This is a genomic window from Pseudomonas sp. KT_2_4 (assembly GCF_041410225.1).
Lineage (GTDB): Bacteria > Pseudomonadota > Gammaproteobacteria > Pseudomonadales > Pseudomonadaceae > Aquipseudomonas > Aquipseudomonas paracarnis.
In genome coordinates this window covers 5,013,491-5,037,790 of record NZ_CP166962.1, presented here as the reverse complement: position 1 = coordinate 5,037,790, position 24,300 = coordinate 5,013,491, and the positions used below count along the sequence as shown (strand labels likewise).

Sequence of the window (24,300 nt, the reverse complement as noted above, 5' to 3'; positions counted from 1 at the left end):
CGAATGTGGGAGCTGGCTTGCCTGCGATGGCGTCTGCCCGGCCAACACAATGCTCAAGGTAACCAATCCCACCTAAGCTTAAGTTAGGATGCTGGTTCCCTATTCGAGGTGGTCTCCATGTTCTTCGGCGTTCTCCTGATCATCACCTGGCTGATCCTGCTGCTGCGCTACCCGGCCAAGGCGCTGCCGGTATCGTTGGCCGCTGCCGTTGGCTTGGGTTTCGTCGCCGTCTGGGTGGTATGGCTGGACAACCGCGAAGCCGCGCAATTGGCTCGCCTTGAGCTGCGCATTACTTACGCCCCACAGGAATGCCCGGCCGACCGTCCTTTAAAACTGACCCTGAACAACGGCAACGACGTGCCACTGACCGAACTGCGCTGGCGCGTCGCCGCCTATGCACCGGGCGATACGGTCAACCTGGCCGACAATGTCTACGCCGCCCCACGCTATCGCGGCCCCGGCGAGTTGCAGGCGGGCGCCACCTGGGATGACTGCCTGCCCACCCCGCCGCTGCGTCCCGGCTATCGCCCACAAACCCTGGAATTTCGCGCCGAGCACCTGCAAGGCAGTTTCTCGGACTGACAAAGGAATGATGCATGCCCAACGTACTGATCACCGGTTGTTCCAGCGGCATCGGCCGCGCCCTTGCCGATGCGTTCAAAGCCGCAGGCTTCGAGGTATGGGCCAGCGCCCGCCAACCCGATGATGTCGCCGCGCTTACCGCCGCAGGCTTTAATTCCCTACAACTGGACGTCAACGACAGCGCCGCCCTGCAACGCTTGTCCGAGCAGTGGGGCGAGTTGGATGTGCTGATCAACAACGCTGGCTACGGCGCCATGGGCCCATTGCTCGACGGCGGTACCGAGGCGATGCAACGCCAATTCGAAACCAATGTGTTTTCCATCGTCGGCGTGACCCAGGCCTTGTTTCCCGCCCTGCGCCGCAACAAGGGCCTGGTGGTGAATATCGGCAGCGTTTCCGGCGTATTGGTGACGCCGTTTGCCGGCGCCTACTGCGCGTCCAAAGCCGCTGTGCATGCGTTAAGCGACGCCCTGCGCATGGAGCTGGCACCGTTTGGCGTGCAGGTGATGGAAGTGCAGCCTGGTGCGATCAATACAAGCTTTGCAAAGAATGCCGGCGCCCAAGCCGAATTGCTGATCCACGAACAGTCACCATGGTGGCCGTTGCGCGAGGGCATTCGGGCACGCAGCCAAGCGTCCCAGGACAAGCCAACCCCGGCCAGTGAATTTGCTGCAGACGTGCTCAAGGCGGTGCAGCACGTGCGACCGCCACGCCTGTTGCGTTCGGGCAACGGCAGCCGCGCGTTGCCATTGATGGCGGCACTGTTGCCAAAGGGGTTGCTGGAGATGGTGTTGAAGAAGCGCTTTGGTTTGAGTGGCAGCCTCTAGCCCTTCATAAAATCAATAAACGCCCGCACCTTCAGCGGCAGGTGCCGGGTATCCGGGTACATCGCGTAGACCCCTTGGGGGGCGAAGCGATGATCCGCCAGCACACGCACCAGCCGTCCGGCCTCCAAGTCTTCCTGCACCAGCCATTGCGGCAGAATCGCCACACCGTGGCCGCGCACAGCAAATGCCTGGAGCACTGCCGCACTATCAGCCACCAACGCAGCAGGCCCGGCACGGTATTGATGTTGAATGCCCGCCGGGTCGGTGACGCTCAGTTCGGTCAAGCGGCCATGGCCCAACCGGGGGATCTGCTCCAGCTCTTCCAGGGTCTGAAGCCCGGCAAACTGCGGTGCCGCAACAGCAAACACATCGAACGTCGACAACTGCACCGCCCGATGATTGGAGTCCAGCAGGCGCCCCAGGCGAATCGCCACGTCAAAACGCTCGGAGATCAGGTCGGCATGGGTGGAGGATGTGGATAAGTGGATATTCAGGTCCGGGTGCAGGCGGCGAAAGGCTTCTACCGCCGGGGCAACGACGGCCAGGGCATATTCGACAGTGGTGGTGATGCGCAGCGTGCCCTTGAGCTGAGCATGCTCACTGCGGGCTTCTTCTACCGCCAGGCGGGCCTCTTCGAGCATGCGCGTGCAGCGCAGGTAAAAGCGTTCGCCGGCATCAGTGAGCGCCAGTTGGCGGGTGTTGCGGGTCAGCAGGGTGACGCCGAGTTCCGCCTCCAGGCGCTTGAGGTTGAAGCTGACCACGGCGCGAGTCTGGCCCAGCAGGTCCGCAGCAGCAGTGAGCGAGCCGGCCTCGACCACAGCCTTGAAAGTGTCAAAACGGTCCAGGCTGACCATGATGGACGCCCTCCTTTGTCAAAATATTTTTGACAAACTAGCAGGCAAACCGGCGTATCCCAAACCCTGCTTGCGGCCTACCCTGCCGGCTTCACTTGCAGGAACGCGTTCATGACCTACCGCTCGAAAGTCGCCTGGATCTTTTTATTGGGTTTTGCCCTGGACCTGGTGAACATGTTTGTTGCCACCGTCGCCTACCCGGATATCGCCCGCGAGCTGCACGCCTCGGTCACACAGTTGGCGTGGATCAGTAATGCCTACATGCTCGGGCTGACAGTGATCATCCCCTTGAGTGTGTGGTTGGCGGCGCTCATGGGCGAGCGCACCCTGATCGCTTCCAGCCTGCTGCTGTTCGCCGGCGCCTCGGTGATGGTGGGCCAGGCTGGCTCCATTGAGGCGTTGATAGGCTGGCGCGCAGTGCAAGGGCTCGGTGGCGGTTTGCTGATTCCCGTGGGCCAGGCCATGGCTTACCGGCACTTCCCCGCCGCCGAGCGCAGCCAGCTGACGGCGCGGGTGATGTCTGTGGCGTTGCTGGTGCCGGCACTATCGCCAGCATTGGGTGGGGTGATTGTCGACACTGTGGCATGGCGCTGGATTTTCTACGCCAACTTGCCACTGGCCTTGGTGACCCTGCTGCTGGCCTTGTTGTGGATAAAACCCGACGCGCCCACCCGCGTGCGCCCACCTCTGGACCTGAGCAGCATTTTCAAACAGGTTGCCAGTCCGATGCTGCGCGTGGCGATGCTCGTCTACCTGTGCATACCCGGGGTGTTTATCGGCACCAGTCTGATCGCCATCCTTTATGTGCGCAGCTTGGGCTATGACGCCACCCAAACCGGCGCGCTGATGTTGCCCTGGGCGCTGGCCTCGGCAGTGGCAATCTACCTGAGCAAAAAACTCTTCAATCGCTGCGGCCCCAAACCCTTGTTGCTGGCGGGCATGGCGCTGCAATGCGCTGGCATCCTGTTGCTCAACGAGCCCGCGCTGATTATTGCGGCCTACGTCTTGATGGGCCTGGGCGGCAGCCTGTGCAGCAGCACTGCGCAAACTCTGGCCTTTCTGGATATTCCCGCCGAGCGCATGGGCCACGCCAGTGCGTTGTGGAACATGAACCGTCAAGTAAGCTTCTGCGTCGGCGCCGCCGTGCTCAGTGCAATACTGTCGGCCTTGGATTCCTTCGCCATAACCTTCACGATGGCGGCAGCTCTGACCCTGTTGCCGCTTTTCGCAGTGTTGCGCCTGGATGCTTCCAGAGTACGCACGCTGCTTCACCCTTGCAGCGAGCCCAAGCATGATTGACTACAGCGATTTTTTCGAAGAAGTGATCCAGACCCACGTCGAGATCGAGCAATGGTTTGCCGGGGTTGCGCCTCAGGGCACGCTGGAAAATCTGCTCGCGCGCTTCTCACCCGAGTTCAGCATGATCGCGCCCGCCACCGGTACGCGGGTCAACAGGGCCGGGGTCAATGCGTTGTTTACGCGCCTGGGCGGGATGCGTCCGGGGTTGAAAATCACCTTGAGTGAAATGACCGGCATCGACCGCCATGCGCGCGGCGCCACGGTGACGTATCGCGAGCATCAGATTGACGACAGCGGCACTCAGACCGACCGCCGCGCTACCGTGGTGTTCGAAAAGCAGGCCAGTGGTGCGTTGTTGTGGCGGCACTTGCACGAGACTTTTGTAGCACCATGAGATAACCGCCCAGCCGCTTCCTACAACAAACAGCGAACGGCCTGACATCATTACAAGGAAGCTATCCCCAGGCTCTTTCACCTCTGCTTAAGCACAGGTGAAAGGATGCCCAGCGATTTCCTGAGAAGCGGTGTGCCGGATGCGCACACCACGACTCGCCAGCGACTGATCAGTCGGCTGGATCTGCCCAAACTCTATCGAACCATCGACGCCGACCCGGCCATCGTCGGAGCCGGCGTAGTGCATATCGGCAGTGATTATCAGGTAACAGTGCTGCGTGAGTTTGTACCGCTGTGCAGTATCAAGCCCAAGCGGGTGATTCTGCGGGAGATAGCGGAGCCAGTGATGACTGCCGACGACTATGCAGAATTGACGGCGAACTCGCCTCGTGAATCTCAGCTATGGCGGGAAGCATCGGGGCTGGCGACTTCCTGCGCAGGGGCAGTGGTTGGCTTCATCATTGCGAAAACGGGAATCGCGGCAGCGCCATTCAGTGGTGGTACCAGTCTAACCGTGACCTACATTGCTTACAGCGCTACGGGTGCCAGCGCCTTGCAGTGTGCAAATAGTTCATGGAGAACCACCAACGAATTAATCAACCCCGCAAAGAATGACTACTACGACAGCCTAAGCTGGTACCAGGCAATGACCGTTGCCTTGGATACAATTTCATTGGTCGGCGCAGGTACAACCACGTTCGCTACAGTCAGAACAGTAATGGCCATCAAACATTCGACCGGGCGTAATTTGACAGACATATTGAGACACATGAGCCGCCAAGAACGTGCAAAGTTAACAGCCGAAGTTCTACGACTGCAGAACCCTCGCCATCCTCGCGAAATAATTCACCTCAAACAACTCTCCGGACAATTACCCAAACGCTACACCAACCCGCAATTGCGTTTGGGCATTCTCACTCAAATAAAAGACCAAGTGGGAGCTACCTTGGCCATTGGCAGCAGCACCTTTTTCGGAAACATAAACCACATAATCATCGCCCTGTATGAAGAACTCTCAGAATATGACTTATAGCGTCGATCCCTTCCGTGAATATCGAATTTGGCGCCGTTACGCCTATCGATTCTTACCGTCATTCGGTAGCGCTCTGCTGCTTGGCCTGAACAATATTGCTATAAACATGGCACTCAGCCTGTCGTACTACGCAAAAGCCAATCATCTACCGACTGAGTTTTCGTTCGGAACCGGTATGGCACTTTGTCTGATTTTTTTCGTAGGCCAGGTGATGTTGTGTGAAGGATTCAGGCATGCGCCTCGAATACTCATACCTATCGCCATCGTGAATATCCTGCTCGCGATAAGCTACCTAGCTAGTCACCCAGCGACACTGCTCAACTTATCCCCTCTGATCACATCCCTGCTCTACATCCTGATCCTAAATTCGAAGAATCATCGCCGATACACCAGCATATTGAGGGTAAAGCGTCGGCGCAAAATCAGGGCAAACGCGCCATTCCCTTAGTCCCACTGTTCAGTTTGGCGCCGAGTTCACAATCACGGTGCAGGTAATCCCTGCCGCCAACAACACGCCTTCCGGCACTTCATCAATGTGAATCCGCACCGGCACGCGCTGAGCCAGGCGCACCCAGTTGAAGGTCGGGTTCACATCGGCGATCAGTTCACGGCTCTCGGGGTTGTCGCGGTCGTAGATGCCACGGGAGATGCTTTCCACGTGCCCCTTGAGTGTCTCGCCACTCATCAATTGCATATCGGCTTTGTCGCCCACCTTCACATGGGGCAGTTTGGTTTCTTCAAAGAAGCCATACACCCAGAACGAATTCATATCCACCACAGCCATCTTCGCTTCGCCGATACGCGCATAGTCGCCACGGTGCACGTTGAGGTTGGTGACATAACCGTCCACCGCCGCCAGCACTCGCGTGCGTTTCAAGTTGAGTTCGGCGGCCTCCAGTTGCGCCAGGGCGTGCTGGTAATCGGCCAGGGCCGAGTCGGCGATGTTGCTGGCGTCGTCGCGGTTTTCCCTGGAGATCACTAGCGCGTCCAGGTCGGCGCGGCGGTGCGCGTTGACCTTGCGCATTTCCCAAGTGGCCTTGCGGGAGGCCACCAGCGATTGCGCTTGCTTGACGGCAATGCGGTAGTGCTCGGGGTCGATCTGCATCAGCAGGTCGCCTTTTTTCACCAACTGGTTATCGCGTACCGGCACGTCCACCACTTCGCCGGTAACGTCAGCCGCCACATTGATAATGTCGGCGCGCACGCGACCATCGCGGGTCCACGGCGTTTGCATGTAGTGCACCCACAACGTGCGGCCAATCCAGATCGCCAACGCCAGCACCAGCAAGGTGGCGAGCAGGCTGAAAAACTTTTTCATCGGGGCATTCTCAACGGTAGACGCTCAGCGCCAGGGCGCCGAACAGGCAAGCGAACAGGCTCAGGCGCAGCAGCGCCGGGTGCCAGAAGAAACGGTACAGGTCGAACCCGGCCAGGAAGCGGTCAACCGCCCAGGCCAGCCCCGCTGCGATCAAGAACATCAGGGTCATGGTCGGCATATAGATGCCGTGGAATGCAATTTCACGAGGCATTCGGGGCTCCTTTGAGGGCGGCCAGAGGCGATTGCGGGTCGAGCAACGAGGTGCGAATAAAGTGCAGGTAGCTCTTCACCCGGCGCAGGGCCGAGGTGTCGAAGTGCGGGGCGAAGGGTTCGTCGGTGGCCTGCACGCGGCTGATCGCATGGTCGACGGCAATTAACCCGCGCTCCAGGTTGCTGGCGCTGGGTTGCAGGAACAGCCGCACCAGCGAGCGTCCCATCACGCGGATCGCCTGGCGCCACGGCTGCGACTCGGCATACGCCGGGTGCACCGGCAAAATCGCCTGCTCCTTGCGCAGTTCGATGATCGCGTGGCCGACCTCCAGCACCACGAACATCCAGCGCAGCAAATCGCGTTGCACCTGCGGCTGGCCGGCCGCGAGGCCATACGCTTGGTGCAGCAGGTCGCGGGTGCGGCTTTCAAAGCTCGACGCCAGGCCCTTGAGCTTGCCGCTGATGGCATACACCACCTGCTCACGCAGGTCTTGCTCCAGGCGGCGCCACAACCAGCGGCTGTTGGGCGGCAAAATGATCGCCCCCGCCGCCGCGCATACCAGCATGCCGATGACCATGGCGATGTAGTCGTTGATAAAGGTGTAGGGGTTATAGACCGTGAGGTTGTCGGGCACCGAGCCGGTGCTGAAGAAGATCAACAGGCCCACACCCACACCGGCGTATTGCGGGCGTGAAGACAGAAAGGCCCCGAAGATGATCACCGGTGCCAGCATCACGCACAGCAGCGGGAAACCGTCGATCCAGGGAAACACGAAGAACATTTCGACAAAGCCGACCAAGGCGCCGATCAAGGTGCCGCAGGCCATCTGGAACGCCATGCGCTTGGGGTTGGGCGTGGCAGCAGACAGGCCCACCGTGGCCGCCGCGATCAGGGTCATGGTGGCGCCGCTGGGCCAGGCCGTGGCCACCCAGTAACTGCCCAGCACAACCAAGATAAACGAGGCGCGCACACCGGCAGCGGCACAGGCCAACCAGTTGGTCTTTGGCGTGTAGGCTTCGTGCCAATCCTCCCGCGCATGGCGATGCTCGGCCAGGGACGCGTGGGTTTGCGCGTAGTTGTGCAGGTCGTCGACGAAGCGGTACAGCAGCTCGTAGGCAGTGTGGAAATCCAACTGCTCGGCGTCCGTCGGGTTGTCTTCCTGGAAGCTCGCCCGCAGGCTACGCACCTTGGCGGGCAGGCCGTCCTTGTAGGCGCTCAGTTGGTTGACCAGGCGCGCGGCATCCAAGCTGGTGAGGGCGCGGCCAGAGAAGCCGTCGAGCACTTCGGCCAGGTCTTGCAGGCCGGGCTTGATCGCTGCCACTACATGGTCGGCCTCATCGGCGCGCAAGCGTTCAAGCAATTGGTGCAAGGCGTTGAAGCGCGTGGTGATGCTCATGAATTCGCTGTTAAGGCGACTGAGCCGCCCGTTACGCCGACGCATGTGCGGGTCTTCGAACACGGTGACGCTGCGCAGGCCTTCCAACCCCACGGCTTCGGCAATAAAGCGCACGTTGCTGGCCTCGAAACCTTCGCGTTGGCTGCGCCCGCGCAGGCCATCGGTCACAAACAGCGCGAACACACCGAAGCGCTGGTACAGCGCGTTGCGCATGGCGGCGCTGGAGGTCTGCGGCAGGATGGCGGCGCTGACCAGTGTCGAGCACAGTATCCCCAGGGAGATTTCCAGCACCCGCCACACCGCCGCCATGAAGGCGCCGTCCGGGTGGGCCAGGGCCGGCAGGCCGACCATCGCCGCGGTGTAGCCGGCGAGCACGAACCCATAGGCGCGAAAGTTACGATTGCGCGTGGCGCCAGCGGTGCAAATGCCCACCCAGATCGCCAGCGCACCGAGGAACAGTTCGGTGTTCTGCGCAAACAAAGCGATCAACAGCACCATCACCGCCGAGCCTGCCAAGGTCCCGAGGAAGCGATAGAAACTCTTGGCGAACACCTGGCCGCTCTGGGGCTGCATCACGATAAATACGGTGATCATCGCCGTGCGCGGTTGCGGCAGTTCCAGGCGCATCGCCAGCCACAGCGTCAGGAACGCAGCGACCAGCACTTTGAAGATATACACCCAGGTCACGCCATCACTGCGTGCCCAGTCGAAAAAACCACGGCGCCACTCAAGGGAATGCAGCCAGCGCAGCGGTGCAGGCAAGGGAGTCATCAAGGCCTACTCAGTGATCAAACACGGCGAGCGCCGCCGGAGTCTTGCTTGGGAGTGTCTTGGCAGCCGTGGGCACATCATCGCCAGCACCGAGGCCGCCGCCCAAGGCGGTCACTAGCTCGGCATGGGCGCTGAGGCGTGCCGCCTGCACCTGTTGTGCGATCTGCTGCTGGCGAAACAACAAGGTTTGGGCGTTGAGCACGTTGAGGTAATCAGTGAGGCCACGCTGATAGGCGATCATGGCGATGTCGTAGGTTTTCTGCGCCGAGGCCACCGACTGCGCGGCAAAAACCGATTGCTTGTCCATGGATTCGCGGCGGATCAACTGGTCGCTGATGCCCTTGAGCGCATTGACCAGGGTCTGGTTGTACTGGGCCACCGCGATGTCGTAGCCGGCACTGGCTTCACCCAATTGCGCACGTAGACGGCCGCCGTCGAAGATCGGCAAGGTGATCGCCGGGCCGACGTTGTAGTTGAATTTCTTGCCGGCCAGAAACTCCAGCATACCGCCGCCGGTGGCCATGTAGCCGAGGCTGCCGACCAGGTCGACGTTGGGGTAGAAGCCTGCATGAGCCACATCGATACCCCGTGCCTGGGCCGCTACCTGCCAGCGACTGGCGACCACGTCCGGGCGTTGGCCGAGCAATTGCGCGGGCAGGCTGGAGGGCAATTTCAACGGCGCGGCGAGGGCCAGGGTCGGGCGCTGCAACTGCGCGCCCTCCCCCGGGCCTTTGCCGGCCAACGCCGCCAGTTGGTTACGGCTCAGGGCGATTTCCTCGTCCAGGGCATCCAGTTGGCGATGGGTTTCCGGCAGCGGGGTTTCTGCCTGGCTGACGTCAAAGTGAGTACCGATCCCAGCGGCCAGGCGTTTGTTGGCCAGGTCTAGGATCTGCTGTTGCTGGGCCAGGGTGGCGGCCGCGATGTCACGGTTGGCGTACTGCAACGACAGCTGGATATAGGCGCGCACCACGTTATTTTGCAGCTCGAGCTGGGCCAGACGCGCTTCGGCGGCGCTCATGTGCGCCAGGTCGACGGCGCGTTCGGTCGTGTTGCTTTCCTGGCCCCACAGGTCGAGGGCGTAGCTCAGGCCCAGGGACGAATTGTTGTCCCAGGTGTTGGCGCCGCTCAATTGGCCGGGGCCGTAGAACTGATCCTTCGGCCAGTTGTGACGCTTGAGGGTGGTGTCGCTGTTGACCTGCAGCGACTCGGCCGACTCGGCCACGCCGGCCAGCGCTCGGGCTTGCCGCACACGGGCGGCGGCCACGGCCAGGCTGGGGCTGTTGCGGGTGGCGAGTTCGACCCAACGGTTGAGCTGCGGGTCGCCGTAGGCCCGCCACCATTGGGCGGTGGGCCAGTGGGCGTCGCGGTCGGCGCTCTGGATCGCGGCGTCGGTGGCCAGGGTATTGGCGTTGATCGCCTGGCCTTGCGGGGCGATTCCTCCGGTTCCGATGCAACCGCTGATGACTGACGTTAAAGCCCAAACACTGAGAGTCTTCAGCTCTCTGCTGATGCGACGCGGCACGGCAAGCGAATTCCTGAGAGGGTGTTGCGGGAGAGGTGGCGCAATTCTAGGCGGCGCCAGGGAGGACGATAAGCTGGTATTCCTGTGAATCTTTGTTACCGTTCAGGCGATAATCCGTTGGTAGGGATCACTGAAAGCGTAACTTTCTGTCACAATTTGCTATCTCCCTTGAGAACACTCCATGGACACTTTGCAAAACATGCGCGCCTTCAGTTGTGTGGCCGAAGCCGGCAGCTTCACCGCCGCCGCCGTGCAACTGGACACCACCACGGCCAACGTCTCGCGCGCGGTCTCCAACCTTGAGGCCCACCTGCAAACCCGCTTGCTCAACCGCACCACCCGACGCATCGCGCTGACCGAAGCCGGCAAACGTTATTTGCTGCGCTGCGAGCAGATCCTCGCCTACGTCGAAGAGGCCGAGGCCGAGGCCAGCGACGCTCACGCGCGCCCGGCCGGGCAGTTGAAAGTGCACACCATGACCGGCATCGGCCAGCATTTCGTCATTGACGCCATTGCCCGCTACCGCCGCACCCATCCCGACGTGACCTTCGACCTGACCCTGGCCAACCGCGTGCCGGATTTGCTCGATGAGGGTTACGACGTGTCCATCGTGCTGGCCAGCGAGCTGCCGGACTCAGGTTTCGTGTCCCAGCGCCTGGGCATCACCTACAGCATCGCCTGCGCCTCGCCGGACTACGTCAAGGCCAAGGGCTGCGCACAGCGGCCCCAGGACTTGCTCAACCATGCGTGCCTGCGCCTGGTCAGCCCAGTGGTCCAGTTGGACAAATGGACCTTCAACGGCCCTGAAGGCCAGGAAAGCGTGGCGATCAACAGCTCGCCGTTCCTGGTGAACTCGGCCGACGCGATGAAAACCGCGATCACCAGCGGCATGGGCGTCGGCCTGCTGCCGGTGTATGCCGCCATCGAAGGGCTGCGCAATGGCACGCTGGTGCGAGTGATGCCGACCTACCGTTCCCAGGAGCTGAACCTGTACGCCATCTACCCCTCGCGCCAATACCTGGATGCAAAGATCAAAACCTGGGTGGAATACCTGCGCGGTTCGTTGCCGGAAATTCTGGCGGCGCACCAGGCGGAGTTGGTGGCGTATGAGTTGAGCGGTGGTGTGGGTAGCGTGCGGATGGCGAACTGATTTTGGCATGCTGCTTCCCCGCCCCCTATAAATTCATTGTGGGAGCAGGCAAGCCAGCTCCCACATGTTGAGTGGAGTTCTGCAATGAAAAAGACTGTCCTGGCCTTCAGCCGTATCACCCCGCCCATGATCGAACGCCTGCAACAGGATTTCGAGGTGATCGTGCCCAACCCCAAGCTGGGTGACATCAACGCACAGTTCAACGAAGCCCTGCCCCATGCCCATGGCTTGATCGGCGTGGGCCGCAAGCTGGGCCGCGAGCAGCTTGAAAGCGCAAGCAAGCTGGAGGTGGTGTCCAGCGTGTCGGTGGGCTACGACAACTACGACGTGCCGTACCTCACCGAGCGCGGGATCCTGCTCACCAACACCCCCGATGTGCTCACCGAGAGCACTGCCGACCTGGCCTTTGCGTTGCTGATGAGCAGCGCCCGCCGCGTGGCCGAATTGGACGCCTGGACCAAGGCCGGCCAATGGAAAGCCAGCGTGGGCGCGCCTTTGTTTGGTTGCGATGTGCACGGCAAGACCCTGGGCATTGTCGGCATGGGCAATATCGGCGCGGCCGTGGCCCGGCGTGGGCGCCTGGGCTTCAACATGCCGATCATTTACAGCGGCAATAGCCGCAAGACCGCGCTGGAGCAGGAACTGGGCGCGCAGTTTCGCAGCCTGGAGCAGTTGCTGGCCGAGGCGGATTTCGTCTGCCTGGTGGTGCCGTTGAGCGACAAGACCCATCACCTGATCAGCACTCGGGAGCTGGGGTTGATGAAGCCCAGCGCGATTCTGATCAATATTTCCCGTGGGCCGGTGGTGGATGAGCCAGCGCTGGTCGAAGCCCTGCAAACCCAACGCATTCGTGGCGCCGGGCTGGATGTGTATGAAAAGGAACCGCTGGCTGAATCGCCGTTGTTCCAGCTGAGCAATGCGGTGACCCTGCCGCATATTGGTTCGGCCACCGGTGAAACCCGCGAAGCCATGGCCAACCGCGCCGTGGACAACCTGCGCAGCGCCCTGCTGGGCCAACGCCCGCAGGATCTGGTGAACCCACAGGCCTGGAAGGGCTGATATTGGACTTAATGTGGGAGCTGGCTTGCCAGCGCCCACATAAACAGTGCCCGACACAAAAATCCGGTTAAAGCCCAGGCCAGCCAAGTCGATAACTCTCTATAGATCGTCATCCCTGATCCACAGAAGGTTTTTATGTCCACCACCAAAGCCCGCGCAGACTCACTCTCGCTTCTGCTCTTTACCTTGCGCAGCGGCAAGCTGATGGCCATCAACCTGTTGAAAGTCAGTGAGATCATCCCCTGCCCGCCGTTGACCAAGCTGCCGGAGTCCCACCCGCACGTCAAAGGCATCGCCACCTTGCGCGGCGCTTCGTTGTCGGTGATCGACTTGAGCCGCGCCCTGGGTGAAATGCCTTTGCAAGACCCGGACGGCGGCTGCCTGATCGTCACCGATGTCAGCCGTTCCAAGCAGGGCCTGCATGTTCAGGCGGTAAGCAAGATCGTGCATTGCCTGACCACCGATATCCGCCCGCCGCCCTACGGCTCCGGCGGCAATCGGGCGTTTATCACCGGTGTGACCCAGGTGGAAGGTGGCCTGGTGCAGGTGCTGGATATCGAGAAAGTCATCCATGGCATCGCCCCGGCACCGATTGAAGCGGCGCCGACCGACCTGACCATGGAAGAAGCCGAAGTGCTGGGCAACGCCCGCATCCTGGTGGTGGACGACAGCCAGGTGGCTTTGCAGCAATCGGTACACACCCTGCGCAACCTCGGCCTGACCTGCCACACCGCCCGCAGCGCCAAGGAAGCCATCGACGTGTTGCTGGAACTGCAAGGCACGGTTGAACAGATCAACGTGGTGGTGTCGGACATCGAGATGTCTGAGATGGACGGCTACGCCCTCACCCGCACCCTGCGCGAAACCCCGGATTTCAAGGACCTCTATGTGCTGTTGCACACCTCTCTGGACAGTGCGATGAACAGCGAAAAAGCGCGCCTGGCCGGCGCCGACTCGGTGCTCACCAAGTTCTCATCCCCAGAGCTGACCAAATGCCTGGTGGTCGCCGCGCAAACCGTGGCGCAAAAGGGGCTGTAAGCCTTGGCCGAGTATTACCAGTTGCTGCGTCGCGACCTCACCGGCAGCCTGCCCGCCCCGCAGTGGCCAGCGAATACCCGGCTGGATCATTATCGCGATGAGCTAGCTCCGGCGATCCATGCCGTGCTGCGCATGACCCAGGACCAGGGCGGCGGCCGTGTCGGCCACCTGGAGGAGTGGCGCCAGCAGTTCGTCACCGATGCCGACTACGACCCGACGCTGTGTCTGGTGGCGAGTAACCGCGACGGTATTCTCGCAGTGGCACAATGCTGGACCAGCGCCTTTATCAAGAACCTGGCCGTACACCCCTGTGCCCAAGGCCAAGGGCTGGGCCGCGCCTTGCTGCTGCACAGCTTCCAGGTGTTCAAGCAGCGCAGCGAACCCTATGTCGACCTCAAGGTGCTGGAGAGCAACCTGCGCGCCCGGCAACTGTACGAAAGTGCGGGCATGCGGTTTGTGCTGCGCGACGTCGTATCCAAGGGCTGATCCTCACTGGCGCATAACTTGCTTCCAGAGCCCCTGAGCGGTAGATAAAGGTAAAAACCCGTCACCCCTCAAGCGTGCCCTCTGACCTTGCCTGGTGACAGATCCGCCATGAACACACACTTTTCCTGCGTCGGTTGCGGTAAATGCTGCAGCGACCATCACGTGCCCCTGACCCTCGAAGAAGCCCGCAGCTGGGCGGCGGACGGCGGCAACGTCATCGTTCTGGTCGAGGGCTTTCTCGGCAATGGCCTGGGCCTGCCCCTGCAACAACGGGAACACGCCGAGCGCCGCTCAGTGGTCGTGCCCAGCGGCAATACCGAGGCGTTTGTGGCAATTACCTTTGCCGCCTACAACGCCGGACGCTGCCGGAATCTTGACGAAGACAACCGCTGCCGCATCTACGAACGGCGCCCGCTGGTGTGCCGCATCTACCCGATGGAGATCAACCCGCATATCCCGCTGAACCCGAGCGCCAAGGACTGCCCGCCCGAATCCTGGGAGCAAGGCCCCGCGCTGATCGTCGGTGGCGAGTTGATGGACGCACAACTGGCCGAACTGATTCGCCGCTCACGCCAGGCCGACCGTGATGACGTGCAGACCAAAGAAGCGGTGTGCGCGTTGCTCGGCATCCGCACGACCGCGCTCAAGGGCGACGGGTTTACCGCGTACTTGCCGGATATGCAGGCGTTTGCCCAGGCCATTGAACAGGCGGTTGAACAGCCGGCGGTGACCAATGAATGGGTGTTTCATGTGTCCGGGATGGACGTCGCCGAACAGGTGCTGGATGCCGGAGCGCAAATTGCCACTGAGGTGCCAGCCAATTATGCGTTTATCTCGTTGAGGGCGGCTTAAGCCGCTGCGGCCTCATGACGGTATGGGTATCTAACTCAACTTCGGGTGCAAAGCTGCACACCCATTAGCGCTCATGGACGGGCGGGCAATACACCGAGGCGATAGGGCTGGAGGATGCGTTGGTATTCGCCATTCTGCATCAGTTGCTCAAGCGCATGATTAAGCTCATTACGCAACGCGGTATCGGTTTTTCGCACCGCGATCGCCACGCTATTACCCAGCAGGCCAGACGACACAGGCGGGCCCATGAAGTCGAAGTCCAGGCCATCGGCCGTGTCGAGCAGGGCTTCACGGATCTCCACGACGCCTTGCAGGGTCGCATCGATATCGCCCGAAACCAGGCTCTGCACCAGTTGGTCGTTCAGCCAGAAACTCCTGATGATCACTCCCGCCGGCGCCCACTGCGACAGGGCGTAGGCTTCACGATTACTGCGCACCAATACCCCGACCCGCTTGCCCTTGAGCAAGCGCCGATCAGGGCGCAGGCCTGAGGTTTTACGCGCCACCAGCCGCGTGGTGATCGGGTAGAGGTCATCGGTGAAACTCACCCGTTTGCGCCGACGGCAGGTGGGCGCCATGCCCATGATCGCGTCGAACTGCCTGGCTTCAAGGGCCGGGAAGTTTTCCATCACGACCTGGTCAACCCAGGTACAGCGCACGTTGAGCTGCTCGCAGAGGGCATTGCCCAGTTCGATATTCAGCCCCACCAATTGCCCTTGGGAATTGCGGCTTTGAAAAGGCGGGAAATGCGCGGCAACGGCGAAACGGATTTCACGCCGCGGTTGCACGTCGACGGCAACCGCAGTCGACGAGAGCAAGAGGACGAGCACCGCACAGAGGTGTATCAGGGCCACGGGAATGTCCTTTTCCGGAAAGCTGACTCACCACGCCCCGATGAGCGTCATCGGGACGAAGCAAACGCTGTGCAAGCTTTCAAGAATCGGTCGCGGACCTACAAGCAGAAATTTCTACGGGCAATGTAGGTAACAGCCTATAACGCACCTACGGTTTTAATCTCAGCGTTTACCCATGGACCGGCGAGTGCCCGGAGGCGCCATGCCCGGCGTCTTGGTATGGCCGTTCTTGGCGCCGCCTTTGTACCAGGGCTGGCTGGCATTCTTGGCGCCAGCCAGCTCGCCCGGTTTGAAGGGGAACTTAAACGCCGGGATCTCGGTTTTTTCAACGCCGTCGGCGGTGGCCGAATCGACGAGGTCAGCCGCGTCGACAGGGGGTTGGGTTGGGGAAGTCATAGGGGCTCCGGCGCAGCTATAGGTGTAAAAGCGCGAGTATACGGGGGCAAAGCGGCAAGCGGTAAGCTTCAAGCCACAAGTAAAACGCGCTAGCTGTCGCGGCTGTCAGTTTCGCGTCACCGTGCTGACCGTATTACCGGGCTATAAAGCAGCTACCCAACCTTCAACTGGCAGCTTGCGGCTTAAAGCGTGCAACTGCGTCCGGCGCCTCCCATGCAGATAAAACGAAACACGGCCCTGATGGTGGGCGTCCTCTTGATACTAGCGGTGGCCGCCTGGGCCGTAACACGGCCTGCCAAGCCCCGGCTGGCTGCGCCCACAGCGATCCCGGTACGGGTGGTGAGCGTCGCGCAACAGGACGTTCCCAGGTTCATCAGCGGCATCGGCTCAGTGCTGTCGTTGCACAGTGTGGTGATTCGCCCGCAGATCGACGGCATCCTCACCCGGTTGCTGGTCAAGGAGGGCCAATCGGTGAAGGCCGGCGACTTGCTGGCGACCATCGATGACCGTTCGATCCGCGCCAGCCTCGACCAGGCCAGGGCGCAATTGGGCGAAAGCCAGGCGCAGTTGCAAGTGGCGTTGGTCAATCTCAAGCGCTACAAAGCGCTGAGCATCGACGACGGCGTGTCCAAACAGACCTATGACCAGCAACAGGCGCTGGTCAACCAGCTCAAGGCCACTGCGCAAGGTAATCAAGCGGCCATTGATGCAGCTCAGGTACAACTTTCCTATACCCAGATTCGCTCCCCGGTCAGCGGCCGCGTGGGCATCCGTAACGTGGACGAAGGCAACTTCCTGCGCATGAGCGACACCCAGGGGCTGTTTACCGTCACGCAGCTCGACCCGATTGCCGTTGAGTTCTCCCTGCCACAACAGATGCTGCCGACCTTGCAGGGCCTGATTGCCGCCCCCACCCGGGCCACCGTCGACGCCTACCTGGGCGCCGACACCGACAACCAGACCGGCGACCTGCTCGGCGAAGGCCACCTGAGCCTGATCGACAACCAGATCAGTTCCACCACCGGCACCCTGCGGGCCAAGGCCGAGTTCAGCAACCCGGCGCATAAGCTATGGCCGGGGCAACTGGTGACCATCAAGGTCCAGACGGCCCTCGACAAGAACGCCCTGGTGGTACCGCCGACCGTGGTGCAGCGCGGGCTGGACTCACATTTCGTGTACCGCGTAAGCGCTGACAAAGTCGAGGTGGTGCCGGTGCAAGTCGCCTACCAGAACAGCGACATCAATATCATCAAAGGCGTGCAGGCCGGCGATGTGCTGGTCAGCGATGGGCAATCGCGGCTCAAGGCCGGTGCGCAGGTGGAGGTGCTCAAGGAGCCGCCGCAAGCGATCCACACCGCCAACGCCCAGGTGCAACCATGAGTGCAAGCCGGTCGCCCTCGGCCTGGTGCGTTGACCATCCGGTCGCCACCCTGTTGCTGACCTTCGCCCTGGTGTTGCTGGGGATTATTGCCTTCCCGAACCTGGCCGTCGCGCCACTGCCGGAAGCGGAATTTCCGACCATCCAGGTCACCGCGCAACTGCCCGGCGCCAGCCCGGACACCATGGCCTCATCGGTGGCCACGCCTCTTGAGGTGCAGTTCAGTGCCATCCCCGGCATGACCCAGATGACCTCCAGCAGCGCCTTGGGCTCCAGCCTCTTGACCCTGCAGTTCACCCTGGAAAAAAGCATCGACACCGCCGCCCAGGAAGTCCAGGCCGCGATCAACACCGCGTCCGGCAAGTTGCCCAGCGACATGCCGAGCTTGCCCACCTGGAGGAAGGTCAACCCGGCGGACAGCCCGGTGTTGATCCTCAGTGTCAGTTCCAGCAGCATGCCCAGCACCGAGCTGAGCGACTACGTGGAAACCCTGCTGGCGCGCCAGATCAGCCAGATCGACGGCGTCGGCCAGATCAACATCACCGGCCAGCAACGCCCGGCGATCCGCGTGCAGGCGTCGCCCGACAAGCTCGCGGCCATCGGCCTGACGCTCGCCGACATACGCCTGGCCATCCAGCAGTCGAGCCTGAACCTGGCCAAGGGCGCGATCTATGGCGAAAACAGCGTGTCCACCCTGTCGACCAACGACCAGCTGTTTCACCCGGAGGAATACGGCCAACTGATCGTTTCCTACAAGAACGGTGCGCCGGTTCAACTGCGCGATATCGCCAAGGTCATCAATGGTTCGGAAAACGCCTACGTGCAAGCCTGGTCCGGCGATACGCCAGGGGTGAACCTGGTGATTTCACGCCAGCCTGGCGCCAACATCGTCGACACCGTCGACCGCATCCAGGCCGAGTTGCCGCGCCTGCAAGGCATGTTGCCAGCCTCGGTGCAGGTCAGCGTGTTGACCGATCGCACCAAGACTATCCGCGCCTCACTGCATGAAGTGGAAATGACCCTGCTGATCGCCATCCTGCTGGTGGTGGCGGTGATGGCATTGTTCCTGCGTCAACTGTCGGCGACGCTGATTGTGTCTGCGGTATTGGGTGTGTCGCTGGTAGCCAGTTTCGCCCTGATGTATGTGATGGGGTTCAGCCTGAACAACCTGACCCTGGTGGCCATCGTGATCGCCGTGGGCTTTGTGGTGGACGATGCGATTGTGGTGGTGGAGAACATCCATCGGCACCTGGAGGCTGGCCTGGGCAAACGTGAAGCGGCGATCAAGGGCTCCGGCGAAATTGGCTTTACCGTAGTGTCCATCAGCTTCTCGCTGGTGGCGGCGTTTATTCCGCTGCTGTTCATGGGCGGCGTGGTCGGGCGGTTGTTCAAGGAGTTTGCGCTGACGGCCACCGCGACCATCCTGATTTCGGTGGTGGTTTCGCTGACCCTGGCCCCGACCCTGGCCGCCTTGTTCATGCGCGCACCGAGCCATCCTGCCCACGCCAAACCCACCTTCAGCGAACGCCTGCTGGCCGGCTACGCGCGCAATCTGCGCCGGGCGCTGGCGCATCAACGCAGCATGGCAGCGATCTTCGGGGTGACCCTGGCCCTGGCTGTGGTCGGTTATGTGTTTATTCCCAAGGGTTTCTTCCCGGTGCAGGACACCGGTTTCGTGCTCGGCACCAGCGAAGCGGCGGCCGACGTGTCGTACAAGGACATGGTCGGCAAGCACAAGGCTCTGGCCGAGATCGTCAAGGCCGACCCGGCGGTGCAGGCGTTTTCCCATTCGGTGGGCGTTACCGGCAGCAACCAGACCATCGCCAACGGCCGCTTCTGGATCGCCTTGAAAGACCGCAGTGAGCGCGATGTGTCCGCCAGCCAGTTCATCGACCGCATCCGCCCACAACTGGCGAAGGTGCCTGGCATCGTGCTGTACCTGCGCGCCGGCCAGGACATCAACTTGAGCTCCGGCCCCAGCCGCGCCCAGTACCAATACGTGCTCAAGAGCAACGACGGCCCGACGCTGAACACCTGGACCCAGCGTCTCACCGAAAAACTGCGCGCCAACCCGGCGTTTCGCGACCTGTCCAACGACCTGCAACTGGGCGGCAGCATCACCCATATCAGCATCGACCGCCAGGCCGCCTCACGTTTCGGGCTGACCGCCACCGATGTCGACCAGGCGTTGTACGACGCCTTCGGCCAGCGCCAGATCAACGAGTTCCAGACCGAGATCAACCAGTACCAAGTGATACTTGAACTGGACAGCCAACAGCGCGGCAAGGCCGAAAGCCTCGACTACTTTTACCTGCGCTCGCCATTGACCAACGAGATGGTGCCGTTGTCGGCCTTGGCCAAAGTCGACCCGCCCACGGTCGGGCCGTTGTCCATCAGCCATGACGGCATGTTCCCTGCTGCCAACCTGTCGTTCAACCTGGCGCCCGGCGTAGCCCTGGGCGATGCAGTGATCATGCTCGACCAGGCCAAAAACGAAATCGGGATGCCGAGCACAATCATCGGCAACTTCCAGGGTGCGGCCCAGGCGTTCCAGAGCTCGCTGGCCAGCCAACCCTGGCTGATCCTCGCGGCGCTGGTGGCGGTCTACATTATTCTGGGTGTGCTGTACGAGAGTTTTGTGCACCCGCTGACGATCATTTCCACCCTGCCCTCGGCGGGCCTCGGTGCGCTGGTCATGCTGTGGCTGCTGGGCCAGGACTTTTCGATCATGGCCTTGATCGGCCTGGTGCTGCTGATCGGCATCGTGAAGAAAAACGGTATCTTGATGATCGACTTCGCCCTGGAGGCGCAGCGGGTACGCGGGCTGCCACCCGAAGATGCGATTTATGAAGCCTGCGTCACGCGGTTCCGGCCGATCATGATGACCACCCTTGCCGCGTTGCTCGGCGCCGTGCCGTTGATGCTCGGCGCAGGCCCTGGGGCGGAACTGCGCCAGCCGCTGGGCATCGCGGTGGTCGGTGGCTTGTTGGTGAGCCAGGCGCTGACGCTGTTCACCACGCCGGTCATATACTTGTACCTTGAACGTTTTTTCCACAGGCCCAAACCAGCGCTGACGCTGGCGACCACACACTGAGGCGGTCATGCGCGTCCTGATTATTGAAGATGAAGAAAAAACCGCGGACTACCTGCACCGCGGCCTGACCGAGCAAGGCTACACCGTCGATGTCGCCCGTGAAGGCATCGAGGGCCTGCACCTGGCGCTGGAAAACGATTACGCAGTGATCGTGCTCGACGTGATGCTGCCCGGGCTGGATGGCTTCGGTGTACTGCGCGCCTTACGCGCCCGCAAGCAGACGCCGGTGATCATGCTCACCGCTCGCGAGCGCGTTGAAGACCGCATCCGCGGCCTGCGCGAAGGCGCCGACGATTACCTGGGCAAGCCGTTTTCGTTCCTGGAACTGGTGGCCCGCCTGCAAGCCCTGACCCGCCGCAGCGGCGGCCATGAACCGGTGCAGGTCACCGTTGCCGACCTGTGGATCGACCTGATCAGCCGCAAGGCCAGCCGCAACGGTGTACGCCTGGACCTGACCGCCAAGGAGTTCTCGCTGCTCAGCGTATTGGCGCGACGCCAGGGCGAGATCCTGTCCAAGACCGCGATTGCCGAGATGGTCTGGGACATCAATTTCGACAGCGATGCCAACGTGGTGGAAGTGGCGATCAAGCGTCTGCGCGCCAAGCTCGACGGGCCGTTCGAACACAAGCTGCTGCACACCATTCGTGGCATGGGCTATGTGCTGGAAAACCGCATGCAGGAAAACCACAGTGGTCGCTAATTCCATCGCCCTGCGCCTGAGTGGCATGTTCACCCTGGTGGCGTTGCTGATCTTTCTGTTGATCGGCGGCGCGCTGTACCAGCAGGTCGACCGTGGCCTGGGGCTGTTGCCAGGTGCCGAGTTGGATGCGCGCTACAGCGTGCTGGAATCGTCGATCAATCGCTTCGGCACGCCGGAACATTGGGCCAAGATCAGGTCCAAGCTCAAGCTGTTGGGGGAAGAAGACAAGCGCATCCGTTTCTGGGTGGTCAGCAGCGACCCGAGCTACGAATACGGTGAGCCGGACGCGCAGATTCGCGCCTTTGCCGAAGGCGCCACAGGTAAGCGCGACCTGCGCCTGCCGGGTCACGATTATCCCTTCAAGGTGCTGGTCAGCCAATTTGCAGCCAAGGACCAACGCCCGGCGTTGCGCTTTATGATTGCCATCGACACGGAGAACTTCCGCGCCACCCAGCATCACTTGCTGGTGGCGTTGATCAGCCTCGCGCTGGTGGGTGTAATACTGGCGGCACTGCTGGGGTTCTGGGTCGCGCGTATAGGCCTCAAGCCCTTGGGCAAACTCTCGGATGAAGCGCAAAAGCTTGCGCCGCCGAAACTCTCCGGGCGCCTGCAATTGTCACCCTTACCGCCCGAGCTGAGCCAATTCGTCAATTCATTCAACGCCACCCTCGACCGGGTTGAACAGGCGTATTCGCGCTTGGAATCGTTCAACGCCGACGTTGCCCATGAACTGCGCTCTCCGCTCACCAACCTGATCGGCCAGACCCAAGTCGCGCTGACACGCGGGCGTTCGGCCGAACACTATTTTGAGGTGCTGCAATCGAACCTGGAGGAGCTGGAACGGCTGCGCTCGATCATCAACGACATGCTGTTCCTTGCCAGCGCCGATCAGGGCAGCAAAGCCACCAAGCTGATCGAATGCTCCCTGGCCGATGAAGTGGCCACCACCCTCGACTATCTGGATTTTATCCTCGAAGACGCCCAGGTTCAGGTGCGCGTGGACGGCGATGCCCTGGTGCAGATCGAAAAAGCCCACCTGCGGCGTGCGCTGATCAACCTGCTGAGCAATGCCGTGCAACACACCGCACCCGGACAGATTATCGACGTGCATATCCAGGTGCAGGAGAAGCAGGTGGCAATCGGCGTGACCAACCCCGGCGACGCGATTGCCAGCGAACACTTGCCACGCCTGTTCGAACGCTTCTATCGGGTGGATGCCTCGCGCAGCAACAGCGGGGCCAATCACGGGTTGGGGCTGGCGATCGTCAAGGCGATTGCGTTGATGCATGGCGGGGATGTGTTTGTGCGCAGCGAAGGCGGTGGCAATACGTTTGGTATCACCCTGCCGATCTAAACAACTCGGTCAAAATGTGGGAGCTGGCTTGCCTGCGATAGCATCACCACGGTAGGCCTGGCATACCGAGGTGTCTGCATCGCAGGCAAGCCAGCTCCCACAGAAGATCCCATGGCCCTCACTGTTGCGATTTGGGCAATAGTTATTATCTTGTTACACTCTGTATCGCACCGCTCCCCTGCGTTACTTTGACGCATCGATGAGCGCGACGGCAAAGACAGCTGACCACTCACCCGAATTTCCCTCGACTTATTTCCAGGGCTCTACACTGGGAATCTGTCTTAAAGCCGCTGACTTCAGCGGCTTTTTTTTGCCGTGAAAAAAGGCCGGGCACACCCCACGACACTGGCCGTTCATGATTGACCAAAGGAGCTCCACCGGTGAAGAACTCGCTGACGTTCACCCCGTTATTCCTCGCAATCGCAGCAACGATCATCCCGCTTGCCCACGCGGCAGACGCCCCGCCCGTCGAAGGCTTCGTCGAGGGTTCACACCTCACGATCAACACCCGCAACTACTACATGAACCGCGACCGGCGCGATATTCATACCGATGACAGCAAGGAGTGGGGCCAGGGCTTTATCGGCACCTTCGAATCCGGCTACACCCAGGGCCCCATCGGCTTGGGCCTGGACGTCAATGCCATGTTCGGCCTCAAGCTCGACGGCGGTGGCGGTACGGATGGTTCCAGCATCCTTCCGTATGGCAGCGGCAACGGCAAAGCGCCGGGTTCGTTCTCGACGGCTGGCGGCACCTTGAAGCTGCGCGCCTTCGACACCGAACTGAAAGCCGGCGACCTGTTCCTCAACAACCCGGTGATCGCCGGCGGCATGACACGCATGTTGCCGCAGACTTTCCGTGGCGTGAGCCTGACCAACCACAGCTTTGACGGCTGGATGTTCGAAGGTGGCCAGGCCAGTTTCACCAAGCTCTATAACCAGAGCGGCCATCGGCGTATTGGTACCAGCTACGGCACGCTGCCCGCCAACACCGACAGCCAGCACCTGGACTGGGCTGGCGTGTCGTTCAGCGGGATCGAGGGGCTGACCAGCAACCTGTACGCGTCCGAGCTCAAGGACGTCTGGCACCAGTATTACTACGACCTGGAATACACCTACGCCCTGAACGACCTGGTCAGCCTGACGCCCGGCCTGCACTACTACCATACCCAGGACACCGGTCAATCGCTGCTGGGGGATATCGACAACAACACCTACAGCCTGCATTTCACCGTGGGCGTGGGTAACCACAGCGTCACAGCGACTTATCAGCGGGTCAATGGCAACACGCCGTTCGATTACATCACCCAGGGCGACAGCGTGTACCTGGACAACTCCCAGCAGTACTCGGATTTCAACGGGCCCAATGAGCGCTCCTGGAAGCTCAAGTACGCCTACGACTTTGCCGGCCTCGGCGTGCCCGGCCTGACGTCCGCCGTGTCCTACATCAGCGGCAAGACCGACCTGACCAAGGTCGACCCCAACAGTCGCGGCTACAGCAACTGGTACAGCGCCGATGGCAAGGATGCCAAGCACTGGGAGCGCGATATCGACCTGAAATATGTGGTGCAGGGCGGCAAGGCCAAGGACTTGGCCGTGCGCCTGCAATGGGCGACCAATCGCGGCAGCAATGGCTACTCGGCGGTGGACCGGGATGTGGATGAATACCGTGTGATCGTGGACTACCCGATCAACGTGTTCTGAGTACAGGTAGGAGCGAGCTTGCTCGCTCCT

The 24,300-nt window shown here is 61.4% G+C and carries 22 protein-coding genes; 15 read left to right on the top strand and 7 right to left on the bottom strand.

Going from position 1 to position 24,300, the window contains the following annotated elements:
- Positions 1-117 precede the first annotated feature (117 nt).
- Together AB9N64_RS23210 and AB9N64_RS23205 are read left to right on the top strand one after the other, a co-directional pair.
- Complete coding sequence (locus tag AB9N64_RS23210; RefSeq protein ID WP_014716998.1) at positions 118-582, top strand: hypothetical protein; 465 nt, start codon at positions 118-120, stop codon at positions 580-582.
- Positions 583-596: 14 nt separating this feature from the next.
- On the top strand, positions 597-1,409 hold the full coding sequence (locus tag AB9N64_RS23205) for an SDR family oxidoreductase (protein WP_122299225.1): 813 nt from the start codon (positions 597-599) through the stop codon (positions 1,407-1,409).
- On the opposite strand, the gene AB9N64_RS23200 is transcribed toward AB9N64_RS23205, so the two are convergent.
- The gene (locus AB9N64_RS23200) at positions 1,406-2,263 is read right to left on the bottom strand and encodes a LysR family transcriptional regulator (protein ID WP_014716996.1); all 858 of its coding nucleotides are present in this window, start codon (positions 2,261-2,263) and stop codon (positions 1,406-1,408) included. The two genes, AB9N64_RS23205 and AB9N64_RS23200, sit on opposite strands and share 4 nt — an antisense overlap.
- A gap of 111 nt (positions 2,264-2,374) precedes the next feature.
- On the opposite strand from AB9N64_RS23200, the gene AB9N64_RS23195 reads away from it, so the two are divergent.
- The 3 genes from AB9N64_RS23195 (at position 2,375) to AB9N64_RS23185 (ending at position 4,988) form a co-directional block, all read left to right on the top strand.
- The gene (locus tag AB9N64_RS23195) at positions 2,375-3,562 is read left to right on the top strand and encodes an MFS transporter (protein ID WP_020301245.1); all 1,188 of its coding nucleotides are present in this window, start codon (positions 2,375-2,377) and stop codon (positions 3,560-3,562) included.
- Positions 3,555-3,956: a nuclear transport factor 2 family protein gene (locus tag AB9N64_RS23190; RefSeq protein WP_122299224.1), complete on the top strand. Its 402-nt coding sequence runs from the start codon at positions 3,555-3,557 to the stop codon at positions 3,954-3,956. Before AB9N64_RS23195 ends, AB9N64_RS23190 begins: the two co-directional genes overlap by 8 nt.
- Before the next feature lie 105 nt (positions 3,957-4,061).
- On the top strand, positions 4,062-4,988 hold the full coding sequence (locus AB9N64_RS23185; protein WP_060766558.1) for a hypothetical protein: 927 nt from the start codon (positions 4,062-4,064) through the stop codon (positions 4,986-4,988).
- A 457-nt stretch (positions 4,989-5,445) separates the two neighbouring features.
- Here the strand turns inward: AB9N64_RS23185 and AB9N64_RS23180 are convergent, their stop codons facing one another.
- The 4 genes from AB9N64_RS23180 to AB9N64_RS23165 are packed head-to-tail and all read right to left on the bottom strand — an operon-like array spanning position 5,446 to position 10,206.
- On the bottom strand, positions 5,446-6,306 hold the full coding sequence (locus AB9N64_RS23180; protein WP_371359682.1) for an efflux RND transporter periplasmic adaptor subunit: 861 nt from the start codon (positions 6,304-6,306) through the stop codon (positions 5,446-5,448).
- Between the two features lie 10 nt (positions 6,307-6,316).
- Positions 6,317-6,517: a DUF1656 domain-containing protein gene (locus tag AB9N64_RS23175; RefSeq protein WP_003188711.1), complete on the bottom strand. Its 201-nt coding sequence runs from the start codon at positions 6,515-6,517 to the stop codon at positions 6,317-6,319.
- Complete coding sequence (locus AB9N64_RS23170; protein ID WP_014716992.1) at positions 6,507-8,684, bottom strand: FUSC family protein; 2,178 nt, start codon at positions 8,682-8,684, stop codon at positions 6,507-6,509. The genes AB9N64_RS23175 and AB9N64_RS23170 overlap by 11 nt, the downstream gene beginning before the upstream one ends.
- Before the next feature lie 10 nt (positions 8,685-8,694).
- The gene (locus AB9N64_RS23165; protein WP_371359681.1) at positions 8,695-10,206 is read right to left on the bottom strand and encodes an efflux transporter outer membrane subunit; all 1,512 of its coding nucleotides are present in this window, start codon (positions 10,204-10,206) and stop codon (positions 8,695-8,697) included.
- Between the two features lie 181 nt (positions 10,207-10,387).
- Here AB9N64_RS23165 and AB9N64_RS23160 point away from each other — a divergent pair, with 181 nt between their 5' ends.
- The 5 genes from AB9N64_RS23160 to AB9N64_RS23140 all read left to right on the top strand — a co-directional run bounded on the left by AB9N64_RS23160 (position 10,388) and on the right by AB9N64_RS23140 (position 14,791).
- Entirely contained in the window at positions 10,388-11,356 is a 969-nt protein-coding gene (locus tag AB9N64_RS23160; RefSeq protein WP_014716990.1) for a LysR family transcriptional regulator, read from the top strand.
- An 84-nt stretch (positions 11,357-11,440) separates the two neighbouring features.
- A complete protein-coding gene (locus tag AB9N64_RS23155) occupies positions 11,441-12,415 on the top strand; it encodes a D-glycerate dehydrogenase (protein ID WP_014716989.1) in 975 nt (324 codons plus the stop codon).
- Between the two features lie 135 nt (positions 12,416-12,550).
- On the top strand, positions 12,551-13,453 hold the full coding sequence (locus tag AB9N64_RS23150) for a chemotaxis protein CheV (RefSeq protein WP_014716988.1): 903 nt from the start codon (positions 12,551-12,553) through the stop codon (positions 13,451-13,453).
- Between the two features lie 3 nt (positions 13,454-13,456).
- A complete protein-coding gene (locus tag AB9N64_RS23145) occupies positions 13,457-13,939 on the top strand; it encodes a GNAT family N-acetyltransferase (RefSeq protein WP_038448969.1) in 483 nt (160 codons plus the stop codon).
- Between the two features lie 108 nt (positions 13,940-14,047).
- Entirely contained in the window at positions 14,048-14,791 is a 744-nt protein-coding gene (locus AB9N64_RS23140; RefSeq protein ID WP_019816937.1) for a YkgJ family cysteine cluster protein, read from the top strand.
- Between the two features lie 71 nt (positions 14,792-14,862).
- Here the strand turns inward: AB9N64_RS23140 and AB9N64_RS23135 are convergent, their stop codons facing one another.
- Together AB9N64_RS23135 and AB9N64_RS23130 are read right to left on the bottom strand one after the other, a co-directional pair.
- Positions 14,863-15,645, bottom strand: coding sequence for a transporter substrate-binding domain-containing protein (locus tag AB9N64_RS23135; RefSeq protein WP_014716985.1), 783 nt, complete (start codon positions 15,643-15,645; stop codon positions 14,863-14,865).
- A gap of 162 nt (positions 15,646-15,807) precedes the next feature.
- On the bottom strand, positions 15,808-16,041 hold the full coding sequence (locus AB9N64_RS23130; RefSeq protein ID WP_014716984.1) for a hypothetical protein: 234 nt from the start codon (positions 16,039-16,041) through the stop codon (positions 15,808-15,810).
- A gap of 213 nt (positions 16,042-16,254) precedes the next feature.
- On the opposite strand from AB9N64_RS23130, the gene AB9N64_RS23125 reads away from it, so the two are divergent.
- The 5 genes from AB9N64_RS23125 (at position 16,255) to AB9N64_RS23105 (ending at position 24,270) form a co-directional block, all read left to right on the top strand.
- The gene (locus AB9N64_RS23125; RefSeq protein WP_014716983.1) at positions 16,255-17,421 is read left to right on the top strand and encodes an efflux RND transporter periplasmic adaptor subunit; all 1,167 of its coding nucleotides are present in this window, start codon (positions 16,255-16,257) and stop codon (positions 17,419-17,421) included.
- The gene (locus AB9N64_RS23120) at positions 17,418-20,513 is read left to right on the top strand and encodes a multidrug efflux RND transporter permease subunit (RefSeq protein WP_014716982.1); all 3,096 of its coding nucleotides are present in this window, start codon (positions 17,418-17,420) and stop codon (positions 20,511-20,513) included. The genes AB9N64_RS23125 and AB9N64_RS23120 overlap by 4 nt, the downstream gene beginning before the upstream one ends.
- 7 nt (positions 20,514-20,520) lie before the next feature.
- The gene (locus AB9N64_RS23115; RefSeq protein WP_014716981.1) at positions 20,521-21,213 is read left to right on the top strand and encodes a heavy metal response regulator transcription factor; all 693 of its coding nucleotides are present in this window, start codon (positions 20,521-20,523) and stop codon (positions 21,211-21,213) included.
- A complete protein-coding gene (locus AB9N64_RS23110; RefSeq protein WP_019816941.1) occupies positions 21,203-22,567 on the top strand; it encodes a heavy metal sensor histidine kinase in 1,365 nt (454 codons plus the stop codon). The genes AB9N64_RS23115 and AB9N64_RS23110 overlap by 11 nt, the downstream gene beginning before the upstream one ends.
- A 380-nt stretch (positions 22,568-22,947) precedes the next feature.
- Positions 22,948-24,270, top strand: coding sequence for an OprD family porin (locus tag AB9N64_RS23105; protein WP_014716979.1), 1,323 nt, complete (start codon positions 22,948-22,950; stop codon positions 24,268-24,270).
- Positions 24,271-24,300: the final 30 nt, after the last annotated feature.

Excerpts from the sequence above, each read along its gene's own strand:
- AB9N64_RS23120 (WP_014716982.1), top strand. The coding sequence starts at position 17,418 with ATGAGTGCAAGCCGGTCGCCCTCGGCCTGGTGCGTTGACCATCCGGTC.
- AB9N64_RS23175 (WP_003188711.1), bottom strand. The coding sequence starts at position 6,517 with ATGCCTCGTGAAATTGCATTCCACGGCATCTATATGCCGACCATGACC.
- AB9N64_RS23205 (WP_122299225.1), top strand. The coding sequence starts at position 597 with ATGCCCAACGTACTGATCACCGGTTGTTCCAGCGGCATCGGCCGCGCC.
- AB9N64_RS23155 (WP_014716989.1), top strand. The coding sequence starts at position 11,441 with ATGAAAAAGACTGTCCTGGCCTTCAGCCGTATCACCCCGCCCATGATC.
- AB9N64_RS23130 (WP_014716984.1), bottom strand. The coding sequence starts at position 16,041 with ATGACTTCCCCAACCCAACCCCCTGTCGACGCGGCTGACCTCGTCGAT.
- AB9N64_RS23170 (WP_014716992.1), bottom strand. The coding sequence starts at position 8,684 with ATGACTCCCTTGCCTGCACCGCTGCGCTGGCTGCATTCCCTTGAGTGG.
- AB9N64_RS23200 (WP_014716996.1), bottom strand. The coding sequence starts at position 2,263 with ATGGTCAGCCTGGACCGTTTTGACACTTTCAAGGCTGTGGTCGAGGCC.
- AB9N64_RS23180 (WP_371359682.1), bottom strand. The coding sequence starts at position 6,306 with ATGAAAAAGTTTTTCAGCCTGCTCGCCACCTTGCTGGTGCTGGCGTTG.
- AB9N64_RS23160 (WP_014716990.1), top strand. The coding sequence starts at position 10,388 with ATGGACACTTTGCAAAACATGCGCGCCTTCAGTTGTGTGGCCGAAGCC.
- AB9N64_RS23195 (WP_020301245.1), top strand. The coding sequence starts at position 2,375 with ATGACCTACCGCTCGAAAGTCGCCTGGATCTTTTTATTGGGTTTTGCC.
- AB9N64_RS23115 (WP_014716981.1), top strand. The coding sequence starts at position 20,521 with ATGCGCGTCCTGATTATTGAAGATGAAGAAAAAACCGCGGACTACCTG.
- AB9N64_RS23210 (WP_014716998.1), top strand. The coding sequence starts at position 118 with ATGTTCTTCGGCGTTCTCCTGATCATCACCTGGCTGATCCTGCTGCTG.
- AB9N64_RS23150 (WP_014716988.1), top strand. The coding sequence starts at position 12,551 with ATGTCCACCACCAAAGCCCGCGCAGACTCACTCTCGCTTCTGCTCTTT.
- AB9N64_RS23125 (WP_014716983.1), top strand. The coding sequence starts at position 16,255 with ATGCAGATAAAACGAAACACGGCCCTGATGGTGGGCGTCCTCTTGATA.
- AB9N64_RS23190 (WP_122299224.1), top strand. The coding sequence starts at position 3,555 with ATGATTGACTACAGCGATTTTTTCGAAGAAGTGATCCAGACCCACGTC.
- AB9N64_RS23140 (WP_019816937.1), top strand. The coding sequence starts at position 14,048 with ATGAACACACACTTTTCCTGCGTCGGTTGCGGTAAATGCTGCAGCGAC.
- AB9N64_RS23185 (WP_060766558.1), top strand. The coding sequence starts at position 4,062 with ATGCCCAGCGATTTCCTGAGAAGCGGTGTGCCGGATGCGCACACCACG.